The sequence below is a fragment of the Shewanella sp. 1180_01 genome (genome assembly GCF_052850535.1).
Genome location: NZ_VXCT01000062.1, coordinates 18,192 through 31,381, shown reverse-complemented (window position 1 = coordinate 31,381; position 13,190 = coordinate 18,192). Strand labels below are relative to the sequence as shown.

The 13,190-nt window shown below is 46.6% G+C and carries 13 protein-coding genes; 8 read left to right on the top strand and 5 right to left on the bottom strand.

All coding sequences use genetic code 11. The features are described from left to right. The first annotated feature begins 234 nt into the window (after positions 1–234). On the top strand, positions 235–1,191 hold the full coding sequence (locus FW758_RS21360; protein ID WP_259510494.1) for an AEC family transporter: 957 nt from the start codon (positions 235–237) through the stop codon (positions 1,189–1,191). A gap of 159 nt (positions 1,192–1,350) precedes the next feature. Here the strand turns inward: FW758_RS21360 and FW758_RS21355 are convergent, their stop codons facing one another. Further along, positions 1,351–2,103, bottom strand: coding sequence for a Nif3-like dinuclear metal center hexameric protein (locus FW758_RS21355; protein WP_006086263.1), 753 nt, complete (start codon positions 2,101–2,103; stop codon positions 1,351–1,353). Positions 2,104–2,173: 70 nt separating this feature from the next. Further along, on the bottom strand, positions 2,174–2,644 hold the full coding sequence (locus FW758_RS21350; protein ID WP_106650722.1) for a glycine zipper 2TM domain-containing protein: 471 nt from the start codon (positions 2,642–2,644) through the stop codon (positions 2,174–2,176). Positions 2,645–2,698: 54 nt separating this feature from the next. Here FW758_RS21350 and aat point away from each other — a divergent pair, with 54 nt between their 5' ends. From aat to infA, 3 genes are all read left to right on the top strand, one after another. Continuing rightward, complete coding sequence (aat, locus tag FW758_RS21345) at positions 2,699–3,412, top strand: leucyl/phenylalanyl-tRNA--protein transferase (protein WP_071939370.1); 714 nt, start codon at positions 2,699–2,701, stop codon at positions 3,410–3,412. Continuing rightward, positions 3,399–4,109 (top strand): arginyltransferase, encoded by a 711-nt coding sequence (locus tag FW758_RS21340; RefSeq protein WP_006081933.1) that lies wholly within the window; start codon positions 3,399–3,401, stop codon positions 4,107–4,109. The genes aat and FW758_RS21340 overlap by 14 nt, the downstream gene beginning before the upstream one ends. Positions 4,110–4,191: 82 nt before the next feature. Continuing rightward, a complete protein-coding gene (gene infA / locus FW758_RS21335; RefSeq protein WP_006081934.1) occupies positions 4,192–4,410 on the top strand; it encodes a translation initiation factor IF-1 in 219 nt (72 codons plus the stop codon). A gap of 116 nt (positions 4,411–4,526) precedes the next feature. Here infA and clpA read toward each other — a convergent pair whose 3' ends face one another. Both clpA and clpS read right to left on the bottom strand, forming a co-directional pair. Continuing rightward, positions 4,527–6,794: an ATP-dependent Clp protease ATP-binding subunit ClpA gene (gene clpA / locus FW758_RS21330; protein ID WP_006081935.1), complete on the bottom strand. Its 2,268-nt coding sequence runs from the start codon at positions 6,792–6,794 to the stop codon at positions 4,527–4,529. 43 nt (positions 6,795–6,837) lie between these two features. After that, a complete protein-coding gene (gene clpS, locus FW758_RS21325) occupies positions 6,838–7,146 on the bottom strand; it encodes an ATP-dependent Clp protease adapter ClpS (RefSeq protein WP_006081936.1) in 309 nt (102 codons plus the stop codon). A gap of 194 nt (positions 7,147–7,340) precedes the next feature. Here clpS and cspD point away from each other — a divergent pair, with 194 nt between their 5' ends. Next, on the top strand, positions 7,341–7,547 hold the full coding sequence (cspD, locus tag FW758_RS21320; RefSeq protein ID WP_006081937.1) for a cold shock domain-containing protein CspD: 207 nt from the start codon (positions 7,341–7,343) through the stop codon (positions 7,545–7,547). A gap of 322 nt (positions 7,548–7,869) precedes the next feature. Here the strand turns inward: cspD and FW758_RS21315 are convergent, their stop codons facing one another. Next, positions 7,870–10,095: an NADP-dependent isocitrate dehydrogenase gene (locus tag FW758_RS21315; protein WP_446446440.1), complete on the bottom strand. Its 2,226-nt coding sequence runs from the start codon at positions 10,093–10,095 to the stop codon at positions 7,870–7,872. A gap of 343 nt (positions 10,096–10,438) precedes the next feature. Here FW758_RS21315 and rluE point away from each other — a divergent pair, with 343 nt between their 5' ends. The 3 genes from rluE (at position 10,439) to mnmA (ending at position 13,187) form a co-directional block, all read left to right on the top strand. After that, positions 10,439–11,224, top strand: coding sequence for a 23S rRNA pseudouridine(2457) synthase RluE (gene rluE / locus FW758_RS21310; protein WP_413488335.1), 786 nt, complete (start codon positions 10,439–10,441; stop codon positions 11,222–11,224). A 67-nt stretch (positions 11,225–11,291) separates the two neighbouring features. Next, entirely contained in the window at positions 11,292–11,780 is a 489-nt protein-coding gene (locus FW758_RS21305) for an NUDIX hydrolase (RefSeq protein ID WP_413488337.1), read from the top strand. A 288-nt stretch (positions 11,781–12,068) separates the two neighbouring features. Next, a complete protein-coding gene (gene mnmA / locus FW758_RS21300; protein WP_446446439.1) occupies positions 12,069–13,187 on the top strand; it encodes a tRNA 2-thiouridine(34) synthase MnmA in 1,119 nt (372 codons plus the stop codon). The last annotated feature ends 3 nt before the right edge of the window (positions 13,188–13,190 follow it).

The window sequence follows — 13,190 nt, the reverse complement described above, 5'->3', positions numbered from 1 at the left end:
TATCGATTGTTTGAGCCTATTTGTGGCTTCGAGTGTCACTTTGTCTTTTAAAAGACTGAGTTTACGCCACTAGGTTTAGCTGACAGGTTTAAGCAACTGCTTTAAGTGACAGGTTGCAGAAAACGAGTTAATGCTCGTATTTCTATCGACAAGGCATTCGCTGCAGTGTGATATTCATATCTGTGACAGGTCTAAAATCGACGCAGTGTTCAGTGAATCATTCGAGGAGTAGTTATGGGAAATATCGTTGAGCAGTTGCTGTTTTCTGCTTCGATTACGGGTCCAATTTGTTTGATGTTAGCGCTCGGTGTGATCCTAAAACGCACCCAAATCATCAATGAAAACTTTATTGATGTCGCATCAAAATTAGTCTTTAACGTGACGCTGCCTGCCTTGCTGTTCCTTAGCATCATTAGCTCCAATCACGATCTCGCCTCCAGTGCGCCCTTAATTGGCTATGGTTTAGCGGCCAATCTGCTGTTTTTTATATTATCCACCTATGCAACTGGACGGCTATTTCCCAAGCACAAAGACCAAGGCGTGATCATTCAAGGGGGATTCAGGGCCAATACCGCGATTATCGGCTTAGCTTATGTTTCCAACGCCTACGGCAGTTCAGGCGTTGCCTTAGCTGCGGTTTATGTCGCCTCAATGACGCTGCTCTACAATATTCAAGCGGTTATTTGCCTAAGCCCTAAAGGCGAAGAATCCAGCCAACGCGCATTTGGCGTGATTATCAAGACCATCACTAAAAACCCGCTGATCATTGCCATTATGGTCGGTATGTTGTTCTATTTACTTGCTATTCCAGTACCGAAAATGGTGCTCGATGCGGGCCAATACTTTGCTAATATGACCCTGCCACTAGCGTTACTGTGCACTGGCGGTTCGCTCGATATTGGTTCACTCAAACATGAAAAGCATTCAACTTGGTTCTCGACCGCATTGAAACTGATCTTTGCCCCGCTTTTTATCACGATTGGGGCCTTGCTGTTGGGCTATCGAGGGATTGAGTTAGCGCTGGTCTTTTTAATGAGTTCTGCTCCCACCGCAGCCGCAAGCTATGTGATGGCACGCGCCATGGGTGGCAATGCCCCCCTTGCGGCCAATATTATCGCGCTGACCACAGTCTGCTCGTTGATCACGTGCACCTTAGGCATCTTTGTATTATCAACTTTGGAGCTGATCTAGCTACAGCCAAAGGCTAAGAGCTGATTGCACAAGCGCTAGAGGAACGAGTTTGAGTGCTGATAAGTCACCATAACTCACAGTAAAAAAGGCGAGCCATGCTTGCCTTTCGATTAGGGATAAAACGGCAATATGATCATCATAAGCCGCTTTATTAATGGATTAGACCGGATTAGTGATATCCACAAAATGGTGCACGAGATCAAACTCGCGGGCGAGATGACGGCCTAAGGCTTGAATCCCAAAACGTTCGGTCGCATGGTGCCCAGCCGCAAAATAATGTATGCCCTGCTCCACCGCACTGTGGAACGTGCGTTCGGACACTTCACCACTGATAAACGCATCCACACCTAAACTCGCCGCAACATCGATATAATCCTGCGCGCCTCCAGTACACCAAGCTAAATGTTGGATCTTGGCATCGCCATCACCAATGTGCAGTGGGGCTCTGCCTAATGCATCCTCAAGGGTGTGAGAAAATTCGCTAGCACTAACCGCAAGATCAAGTTTTCCACGCCACAGCAGCCCCTGAGCCACCTCTTCGATGGCTTCTGCGTCTACGATCCCAAGTTGCCTACCTAAGGTCGCGTTATTACCCAGCATTGGGTGGGCATCTAGGGGCAAATGATAGCCAAATAAATTAATATCATGCTTGAGTAGCGCCTTAATCCTGCGTTGTTTCATGCCAGTGATCACTTCAGGCTCATTCTTCCAAAAAAAGCCGTGATGGACCAAAATCGCATCGGCGTTTAATCGAATCGCTTCATCGATCAAAGCCTGACATGCAGTCACGCCCGTCACTATGGTGCGGATCTCATCCTTGCCTTCTATTTGCAGCCCATTGGGTGCGTAATCTTTAAACGCCGACACATGTAAAAAATCGGCTAAGTATTGGGTTAATTCTGTCCGTGTCATTGCATTACCGTCCTTTACTCAAGATGTTCATTTACTGAAAATGGAGACTTAATCAAAATAAGACAATCGCTTACATCGCGATATCAACACGCACACCACCTTGCAGGTAGACGACACGTACTCTGTCACCCGCATTGAACACCATGCCGGCATCATAGTCTTGGATCACCATAACTTGGGTGCCATCTTCTTGATTGATCATCAATTCCACCAGCTTCAATGACTGCACGCTCGTGCCACTGCCATAACGATTGCCGATACCGCCACCAATCAAGGCACCTAAAATGGTCGCCACATCACGGCCAGAACCGCCACCAAACTGATTACCAATCACTCCACCCGCTAAGGCGCCACCAAAGGTTTTCCAACCTCGATTACGGTCTTCAATCAGCTGGGTTTCAGTGATATTACGTACCGAAGTGATATCGCCATAGAGCACTTTCTCGACAGGCACGGCTTGATTACGGTCATAACCCGCACTCGCGGGGCTGAGGATAAACGCAAAAATAAACATAAAGCTTGCTAGAGTAGGTTTCCACATATCTGAATTTCCGCTAACTTAATAATAAGGTCTATAACTAAATCATACTCAATTGTGAAGTCACTGTCTTTTCTGAATCACGAATTTGAAGCTTTTCCTTCGCCCGAACTCGCCTTAACCGATCCTAATGGGTTATTGGCTATCGGCGGCGACTTACGTCCTGAACGCTTACTCTCGGCTTACTACAACGGTATTTTTCCTTGGTTTAACTCAGATGATCCTATTTTGTGGTGGTCGCCCGATCCACGCGCCGTGTTTATTCCCGGTGAAGTCCACATCAGCACAAGTTTGCGGAAATACTTAAAAAAACAACCTTGGCGGATCACAATCAATCACGCTTTCACCGATGTAATGGCGGGATGTGCGCAGCCAAGAGAAAAACAGAGCGGCACTTGGATCACCCAAGAAATTCAAATGGCCTATCGCGAACTGCATCACACAGGTCACGCCCATTCCATTGAAGTCTGGGAAGGTGAACGTTTAATCGGTGGGCTTTACGGCTTAGCAATCGGCCAAGTGTTTTGCGGCGAATCCATGTTTCACCGTAAAACTAATGCGTCCAAGGCCGCTGTTGCAGCGCTGCAACAGCATTTACTCAAAATGGGATTCAAACTCATCGATGCACAAGTGATGAATCCTCACCTAGAAAGTTTGGGAGCCAAAGCCATTAAACGCATTGATTTTATAACGTTACTGAGCGAACTGAGAAACAATCCCGTGGACCCAACGACTTGGACCACTAAAGAGGTCATCCTTGAACTCGAGTAAAGCATCGATCGCTATCGGTATCAGTCAAATATTTCCCTGCAGCTACCTCGATGGCCAGCAGGAGCAGCTACTTGTCATCCAAGAAGATACCCTTGATCCCATTTTATTTGAGCGTTTACTCGCGGTGGGTTTTCGCCGCAGTGGCGGCTCCATCTATAAACCCCGTTGCCCAAGGTGCAGCGCGTGCCAGCCTATTCGTGTGCCAGCGCATGAGTTTGTGCCATCGAAACGCCAAAAACGGACCTTAGCCAAAAACCAAGATCTGACCTGGCGAATTACATCGGAACAAACCGCCGAACAATATGCCCTGTATGAACATTACATTCGTGAGCGACATTTTGATGGCCCTATGTTTCCCCCGAGTGAAGATCAATATAATCACTTTCTTTTTTGCCATTGGTTGCCGCCGACGTTTATCGAGGTCTATAACGGCGATAAATTATTAGCCGTCGCGGTCACAGATACCTTACCCAATAGTCTGTCGGCGATTTACAGCTATTTTGACCCCGACGAAGAACAGCGTTCCCTCGGCGCCCTGTTAATTTTAATTCAGTGCCGATTGGCAAAACTCATGGACAAAGAATTTGTTTATCTCGGATATCAAATAGATGAAAACCGTAAGATGTCCTACAAGCGTTTATATCGCCCATATCAAATTCTCACACCGACGGGCTGGGAGTATTCCCAAGTTTGCTAAGTACTTCCCCTTTACAGCAGGGTGAATTTGGGGCATGATACGCCCGTTTTTTATATTCGAAGGCTAATGGGATAATTAATTAATGGCGAAAGAAGACAACATTGAAATGCAAGGCACTATCCTTGAAACCTTGCCAAACACAATGTTTCGTGTAGAGCTTGAAAATGGTCATGTGGTGATAGCCCACATTTCAGGCAAAATGCGCAAAAACTACATCCGGATCCTTACTGGCGATAAAGTTACCGTCCAGCTGACTCCTTATGATCTGACCAAAGGTCGCATTGTCTTCCGCGCACGCTGATATAGCCTCTTAGATTTAAAAACCCGGCAAGGCCGGGTTTTTTTGTTTGCGAAAGATGAAAAAAATGGCTGCAATTGCAGCCATTTTTATGTCTAAAACTAATGGATAATCAAGCGTTAAGCTTTTGTTGTCGCTTTTTCGTGACGTTCGGTACGAATGACAAGCTCGCCCTCCTTCACATCCACATGCGCCACACCGCCTGACTCTAAGACACCAAATAAGATCTCGTCTGCCAATGGACGTTTGATCAATTCGGTCACGACCCGAGCCATTGGACGCGCGCCCATGTTCTTGTCGTAGCCTTTCTCGGCCAACAAGGTTCTGGCTTCGTCGCTGACTTCCAAAGTAACGTGTTTTGCATCCAATTGAGCCTGCAATTCCACCAAGAATTTATCGACCACTTTGGCGATAATCGTCATATCCAAATGGTTGAACCAAATGATGGAATCGAGACGATTTCGAAATTCTGGCGAAAATACCCGATTAATTTCAGATAACGCATCTTGGGTGTGATCTTGTTGGGTAAAGCCAATCGACTTACGAATAGTCTCCTGAACACCCGCGTTCGTTGTCATCACCAAAGTCACGTGTCTGAAGTCCGCCTTACGACCATTATTGTCGGTCAAAGTACCGTGATCCATCACCTGCAACAGCAAGTTATAGACATCGCGGTGGGCCTTCTCGATTTCATCCAATAGCACCACGCAGTGCGGATTTTTAATAACAGCATCGGTGAGCAAGCCACCTTGGTCATAACCCACATATCCAGGAGGCGCACCAATCAAGCGTGACACTGTGTGGCTTTCCATGTACTCAGACATGTCAAAGCGCACCAGTTTCATTCCTAAACAGTTGGCCAGTTGGTTAGTGACTTCGGTTTTACCCACACCGGTGGGACCCGCGAATAAGAAGCTACCCACAGGTTTCCTGTCTGTGCCTAAGCCACTGCGTGATAAACGAATGGCCGAACTCAGACTCTCAATGGCCTTGTCTTGGCCAAAGACCACCATCTTAAGGTTACGCTCAAGATTACGCAGTAAGTCCTTATCCGTGGCGGATACCGACTTCTCAGGGATACGCGCCATTTTCGCCACTATCGACTCAATCTCGGCTTGGCCTATAGTCTTTTTACGTTTGCTCATAGGCAACATCACCATACGTGCACCCGCTTCATCGATCACATCGATGGCTTTATCGGGTAAATGTCTGTCGTTGATATGCTTGGCCGATAATACTGCAGCGCTGCTGATCGCAGCCTGTGTATAACGAACCCCATGATATTCTTCGTATTTAGACTTAAGCCCCATCAAAATCTTAGTGGTTTCTTCCACTGAAGGTTCATTGATATCCACCTTTTGGAAACGACGTGCAAGTGCGCGGTCTTTCTCAAAAATACTTTGATATTCTTGGAAAGTTGTCGACCCCATGCAGCGTAAGTTGCCGCTAGATAGTAAAGGTTTCAGCAGATTAGAGGCATCCATTACGCCGCCAGAGGCCGCGCCAGCACCGATAATGGTGTGGATCTCATCGATGAATAGGATGGCATGCTTATCAGCCGCCAGTTCTTTTAACAGGTTCTTAAAGCGCTTTTCAAAGTCGCCGCGATACTTAGTTCCCGCCAGCAGTGAACCTAAATCCAAGGAATACACTGTCGCTTCAAGCATCACATCGGGCACTTGTTTATTGACGATGCGATACGCCAGTCCTTCGGCAATCGCCGTTTTACCTACGCCCGCCTCACCCACTAACAGTGGATTATTTTTACGGCGACGGCACAGGGTTTGAATCGCGCGCTCAATTTCTTGATCACGACCAATCAGTGGGTCGATGATCCCTTGCTTAGCAAGTTGGTTTAAGTTGGACGCAAATTGCGACAACATGCTGCGCTCTTCGCTGCTTTCGCCCTGATCTTCAACCCGTTCTTGATCTTGATGTGACTCAGCATCATCATTTTTGGCGAAACCATGGGAAATAAAATTCACAACGTCTAGGCGACTAATATCGCAGCGGCGCAGTAAATACACGGCTTGGGATTCTTGCTCACTGAAAATGGCGACTAACACGTTAGCGCCGTTCACTTCATTGCGACCCGATGACTGCACATGGAATACTGCACGTTGCAGCACTCGTTGGAACCCCAGCGTCGGCTGAGTTTCTTTGTCATCATCAATATCGGCAATGATTGGGGTTGTTTGTTGGATAAAGCTTGCCACTTCATCTCTGAGTTTATCTAGATTCGCTCCACAGGCGATTAACGCTTCTTGAGCCGCAGGATTGTCGATCAGAGCTAATAACAGATGTTCCACTGTCATATACTCGTGACGCGCGTCTCTGGCTTGCTGAAACGCCAGATTTAAGGTGACTTCCAGGTCTTTGTTCAGCATAAGCACCCCCAAAATTAACAACAGACTACAGAGTAAAGCGGTTTTATGCTTTCTCTAACGAACACAGTAACGGATGTTGGTTTTGTCTTGCAAATTGATTTACTTGTATCACCTTGGTTTCTGCAATCCCAAACGGGAAAATACCGCAAATACCTTTTCCTTGGTGATGGATCGTCAACATGATATCGGTCGCTTCCTGCTCGTTCTTGCGAAAGAAAACCTGCAAAACTTCAATCACAAAATCCATTGGGGTGTAATCATCATTATTGAGTACCACCTTGTACATCGAAGGCGGCATTAACTCTGATTCGACACGTTCTTCAACGTGTTCAATATTTCCTATCTTTGCCATTTTTTAATACTAGCCTCTCGTGTTGGCCTCTTCCAATTGATCCGTTCAAATTAATCAGTTGTTACCCCTTTGTTAATTTTAGCTTGACTTCCGCTTTTACTCCTTACATTCTGTTGTGCAGACGGTGAACTAATACCCGTCTATACAGGTTTTACTATCTTACTGGTAAGTAGACAACAGAAGGAAGTGGAAGTATGGCAAGCGGAACTGTTAAATGGTTCAACAACGCCAAAGGATTCGGGTTTATTTGCCCTGATCAAGGTGGTGAGGACGTTTTTGCACACTATTCTACCATTGAAATGGAAGGCTATCGAACTCTAAAAGCAGGCCAACCCGTTCAATTTGAAGTAGAAGCCGGTCCAAAAGGGATGCACGCTTCAGCCATTTCACCAACAAAATAACGTTTGGTGAGGCCAATGATCTAAAAGGCAGGGACTTGTCCCTGCCTTTTTATTGCTGCGTGTTTTATCAATCCTAACCACTTAATGCTCCATCGCTTGTCAGCATTTCGCATGAATTTAATTCAAGATCAATCGCAGCCCCTCACCCATTGCATCCCCACAAAAAGATTTCATCACCAGTCTCGACAGTAAATTTAGGGCATAAAAAAGGGATCTGCCATGCAGATCCCTTTTTAAAATCAGTCTAATGACTTACAACTTTACATCAACTTTGATGGCCCACACTGACGCGCACACCATCCAAAAGCTAACACTCACGAGATTAAGCAATCAACAGCTTGTTTAACGTCTCGCTTGGGCGCATGGCTTTTTCAGCCTTAACCGCATCTAAACGGTAGTAACCGCCTAAATCAACTGGTGCACCTTGTGCCGTCGCTAATTCAGCCACAATCACTTGCTCATTTGCGGCCAACGCATGCGCTAACGGAATGAAGTGAGCTTGTAACTGCTCATCGCCCGTTTGCGCGGCTAAGGCTTGTGCCCAGTACATGGCTAAGTAGAAATGGCTGCCACGGTTGTCTAACTCACCGACTCTTCTTGATGGCGATTTGTTGCTATCTAAGAATTGGCCAATGGCTTGATCTAAGGTATCAGCTAACACTTGGGCTTTTGGATTACCGACAGTTTGGCTTAAATGCTCAAGAGACGCCGCCAGAGCCAAGAATTCACCGAGTGAATCCCAACGTAAGTGACCTTCTTTCTCAACCTGTTGCACGTGCTTAGGTGCACTACCGCCCGCTCCAGTTTCAAATAGACCACCACCGTTCATTAACGGAACGATTGATAGCATTTTGGCACTGGTGCCTAGCTCTAGGATGGGGAACAAGTCAGTCAGGTAGTCACGTAGAACGTTGCCCGTAACTGAAATGGTATCTTTGCCTTCTTTGATGCGAGCCAAAGACAAACGCGTCGCGTCTTCTGGAGACATGATGCTGATATCTAAGCCATCAGTGTCATGTTCTGGCAGATACTGCTGCACTTTTGCAATGATTTGCGCATCGTGGGCACGTTTGCTATCTAACCAGAATACCGCAGGGGTATTGCTTAAACGGGCACGGCGCACGGCCAGTTTGACCCAATCACGGATAGGTGCGTCTTTAACTTGGCACATTCTCCAGATATCGCCCGCTTCCACATTGTGGCTCATCAATACCTTACCGCTGGCATCAACAACGTTAACCACACCGTCAGCAGGAATTTCAAAGGTCTTATCGTGGCTGCCGTACTCTTCGGCTTTTTGCGCCATCAAGCCCACGTTTGGCACGCTGCCCATGGTTTTAGGATCAAAAGCGCCGTGCTCTTTACAAAAAGCAATCGTTTCTTGGTAGATACCGGCATAGCAACGATCTGGGATCATAGCTTTAGTGTCATGCAGTTGACCATCTGGCCCCCACATTTGGCCAGATGAACGAATCGCAGCAGGCATAGACGCATCGATAATGATGTCGCTTGGCACGTGTAAGTTGGTGATACCTTTGTCAGAATCAACCATAGCCAATGCGGGACGTGCAGCGTAAACGGCGGCGATATCGGCTTCAACTTCGGTGCGGCTATCGGCAGGTAATGTCGCGATCTTGGCATAAACATCACCAAAACCGTTGTTAACATCTACGCCTAATTCAGCGAAAAGCGCCGCATGTTTGTCAAATACTGGCTTGAAGAATACCTTCACAGCGTGACCAAACATAATAGGATCAGACACTTTCATCATAGTGGCTTTCAGATGCAGCGATAACAGCACATCTTCTGCTTTGGCGTTTTCGATTTCACGCTCATAGAAGCTCACTAAGGCTTTTTTACTCAATACCGCAGCATCGATAATTTCGCCAGCCAGCAGCTTAAGACCGGACTTGAGCACCACTTCTTGGCCATCTTTTTGCGTCAGCACGATATTCACGCTGCCCGCATCAGATAAAGTCACTGACTGCTCGCTGCCGTAAAAATCGCCGTCGGTCATGTGAGCAACGTGAGACTTAGAATCTGTAGCCCATTTACCCATTGAATGCGGGTTTTTCTTGGCGAAGTTTTTCACCGATAATGGGGCACGGCGATCTGAGTTACCTTCACGTAATACTGGGTTTACCGCACTGCCTTTAATCTTGTCGTAACGTGTTTTAATTGACTTTTCAGCGTCGGTTTTTGGCTCATCCGGATAGTGAGGGATGTCATAACCTTTTTGCTGCAGTTCAAGGATACAGGCTTTTAATTGTGGAATCGAAGCACTGATATTCGGTAACTTGATGATGTTCGCTTCTGGCTGATTCGCTAACTCGCCAAGCTCAGTCAGATGATCGCCAATCTTTTGTGCTTCGGTCAGTTGCTCAGGGAAACTGGCAATAATACGGCCCGATAACGAGATATCACGGGTTTCAACCGCAACGCCCGCGGCGTCGGTAAACGTTCTGATAATAGGTAAAAGTGAGAGGGTGGCCAGTGCTGGCGCTTCGTCTGTTTCAGTGTAAATAATTGTTGATGAGTTATCTTTCATGTTACATCCTACATTATTGTAAAATTTAATATTTTTTATAATAATTTTATAGCATGGCGAACAAATCTGAGCACAGTGAAAATATCAATCAAGGCAATCGAATCCGCCTTAACCTTTCAAATTATCAATGCCCTTCTGCCTTTGCGCGCAAGCTAAAATTTGTTACAACGACTCATTAAAACCTAATAAACATTTAGGCACAGATCACATTTTCTGGCCGACATCATAGAGCATTCGCAATAATATTCAAATTCCACTAACGGCGAATGCCAAGTACACTATGACCACATTAACGACTCAATCAAGTCAGGTAAGCGTGTCTCAACCTCCTGTTAGCAAAAGTATGAACAAAAATAAGTTTCCACCTAAACGTGCCAATTCCAGCGCCAGTTCCCCAGCCAAGAGCACGATTAAACCCGCTAAGCCCGCGAGCAGAGGCCCTGCCAACCGCGCTACCGCCGTAGATAGCAAAGTGGCGCCAGCACGTAATGCCAATGGCAGTTTAAAGAAAGAACCCTTTAAAAATCCTAATCGACGCGCAATTGCAGCGGCAAAACCGGTGCAGAGCCAAACGCTCGCACCGATTATCGTGCTGTTTAATAAACCTTTTGATGTACTTTGCCAGTTTACCGATGAACAAGGTCGCAAAACTCTAAAAGACTATATTCCCATTGCTGACGTGTATGCCGCAGGCCGCTTAGACAGAGACAGTGAGGGCTTGTTGCTGCTGACCAATGACGGTCAATTACAGGCAAGACTGACAGAACCGAAAAAGAAAACATTTAAAACCTATTGGGTGCAAGTAGAAGGCGTGCCGACGGAAGATGCACTGACGAAACTGCGCCAAGGTGTTGAATTAAATGATGGTATGACGCTGCCTGCTAAAGTCAAAATCATGGATTCACCCGATATTTGGCCACGTAATCCGCCAGTGAGAGAACGCAAAAATATCCCAACAACTTGGTTAGAAATCCAAATTCATGAAGGCCGTAACCGCCAAGTCAGACGTATGACAGCGCATATCGGTTTTCCGACCTTAAGATTAATCCGTTATAAAATAGGCCAATGGAGTCTAGATAATTTGCCATCGGGCGAGCATAAATGCATTCGCCTCGGTGATGAAATCTAACTTTCAGCCAAGTTTCTGCGCTCAACGCCACTAAAAAGTGGCACCATGTCCACTCAAAGGAGGCACTATGAGTCAACGATATAAACCCAATGTGACCGTCGCTTGTATTATTCATGCGACTTCACAGGACAAATATCTGATGGTAGAAGAGTGGATTGATGGCGAGCAGCGCTTTAATCAGCCAGCGGGTCACTTAGAAGCAAATGAAAGCTTAATCCAAGCCTGTGAGCGCGAAGTATTTGAGGAAACGGGGTTATCACTTAACCCCCAAGGACTCGTCGGCATCTATCAATTTAGCGCCAGTGAAGACTTAGCCTTTGTGCGCTTTACCTTCTTCGTGCAGTTAGATGATATGCCCTCACCTGCGCCGCAGGACAAGGCTATCCACAGTGCGCACTGGCTGAGTTTTGCACAGATAGAAGCCAAGTCATCTTTACTGCGCAGCCCCTTAGTGCTCGATTGCCTAAAAGACTATCTTAATAACGCACAACAGGGCCAAACTTATCCCCTCTCCTTACTCAATAGTGACCGCCTCGCGATAGCCCAAGCGAGTTAGGCGTGATAGAATACCGCCCCGCATAAACTGCTGGTTAAACTTATGCATGTGTTAGTGCCTGTCGGCCTCTACGTGGCTAAATAGCAGACTGTACAGTAGACCGTAAATACGAGTTTTACTGACCGCTCGCACGACACCCAGATTTTTAAGTTAGCTCTTAAGTTAGCTTGGATTTAAAACTAGCCCATATTTTTTAAGCTAGGTTAGGCACTTTTTGTTACGCGCTCAATGTCGCGGCTTAACTTCAACAACCTAGCCAACACACATACTCAATGGTTTTTAGGATCTATGACATCAATCGAACCCACTCATACAGGAAAAAAAGTCATTGTCGGCATGTCCGGCGGTGTAGATTCATCTGTTTCAGCCTATTTGCTTATGCAGCAAGGCTATCAGGTTGAAGGCCTTTTCATGAAGAACTGGGAAGAAGATGATAACAACGAGTACTGCGCTGCCGCAGAAGATTTAAAAGATGCCCAAGCCGTATGTGACAAGCTCGGGATCAAGCTACACACAGTTAACTTTGCTGCCGAATATTGGGACAATGTCTTTGAGTATTTCCTCGCTGAATACAAAGCCGGCCGCACGCCCAATCCCGATATCATGTGCAACAAAGAAATCAAATTTAAGGCATTTTTAGAATTTGCCGACGAAATCCTCGACGCCGATTACATCGCCATGGGCCACTATGTGCGCCGCCGCGATAATAGCGATGGCAGCACACAAATGCTCCGTGGCGTCGATGGCAATAAAGATCAAAGTTATTTCCTCTACACCCTTAGCCACGAGCAAGTGGCTCGAAGTCTGTTCCCTGTCGGTGAATTGGAAAAACATCAAGTACGTGAAATCGCAAAAGAAATGGGCCTAATCACCCATGATAAAAAAGACAGCACCGGCATCTGCTTTATCGGTGAGCGCAAGTTCACTGAATTCCTAGGCACTTATTTACCGGCGCAGCCTGGCAATATCGAAACCCCAGAAGGCGAAGTCATAGGTACACACCAAGGGCTGATGTACCACACCTTAGGCCAGCGTAAAGGCCTAGGTATTGGCGGCATGAAAAACAGCAATGACGATCCTTGGTATGTCGTCGATAAGGATCTTGCTCGTAACGTGTTGATCATAGGACAAGGCGGACACCATCCTCGTTTGATGTCGACCGGCATGACAGTTAACCAACTGCATTGGGTGGATAGAGCCGGACCTGTCGATAGCTGTCATATCGCTGTGAAAACCCGTTATCGCCAACAAGATGTGCCTTGTACTTTGACCTACACAGATGAACACACCTTGCGCGTGGTCTTCGATGAGCCTGTTGCGGCGGTGACGCCTGGGCAGTCTGCGGTATTTTATGATGGTGAAGTCTGCCTAGGTGGCGGCATCATAGATCAATTGATCCGAGGGTAAAGC

Excerpts from the sequence above, each read along its gene's own strand:
- FW758_RS21360 (WP_259510494.1), top strand. The coding sequence starts at position 235 with ATGGGAAATATCGTTGAGCAGTTGCTGTTTTCTGCTTCGATTACGGGT.
- FW758_RS21355 (WP_006086263.1), bottom strand. The coding sequence starts at position 2,103 with ATGACACGGACAGAATTAACCCAATACTTAGCCGATTTTTTACATGTG.
- FW758_RS21350 (WP_106650722.1), bottom strand. The coding sequence starts at position 2,644 with ATGTGGAAACCTACTCTAGCAAGCTTTATGTTTATTTTTGCGTTTATC.
- infA (WP_006081934.1), top strand. The coding sequence starts at position 4,192 with ATGGCGAAAGAAGACAACATTGAAATGCAAGGCACTATCCTTGAAACC.
- clpA (WP_006081935.1), bottom strand. The coding sequence starts at position 6,794 with ATGCTGAACAAAGACCTGGAAGTCACCTTAAATCTGGCGTTTCAGCAA.
- clpS (WP_006081936.1), bottom strand. The coding sequence starts at position 7,146 with ATGGCAAAGATAGGAAATATTGAACACGTTGAAGAACGTGTCGAATCA.
- cspD (WP_006081937.1), top strand. The coding sequence starts at position 7,341 with ATGGCAAGCGGAACTGTTAAATGGTTCAACAACGCCAAAGGATTCGGG.
- FW758_RS21315 (WP_446446440.1), bottom strand. The coding sequence starts at position 10,095 with ATGAAAGATAACTCATCAACAATTATTTACACTGAAACAGACGAAGCG.
- rluE (WP_413488335.1), top strand. The coding sequence starts at position 10,439 with ATGAACAAAAATAAGTTTCCACCTAAACGTGCCAATTCCAGCGCCAGT.
- FW758_RS21305 (WP_413488337.1), top strand. The coding sequence starts at position 11,292 with ATGAGTCAACGATATAAACCCAATGTGACCGTCGCTTGTATTATTCAT.
- mnmA (WP_446446439.1), top strand. The coding sequence starts at position 12,069 with ATGACATCAATCGAACCCACTCATACAGGAAAAAAAGTCATTGTCGGC.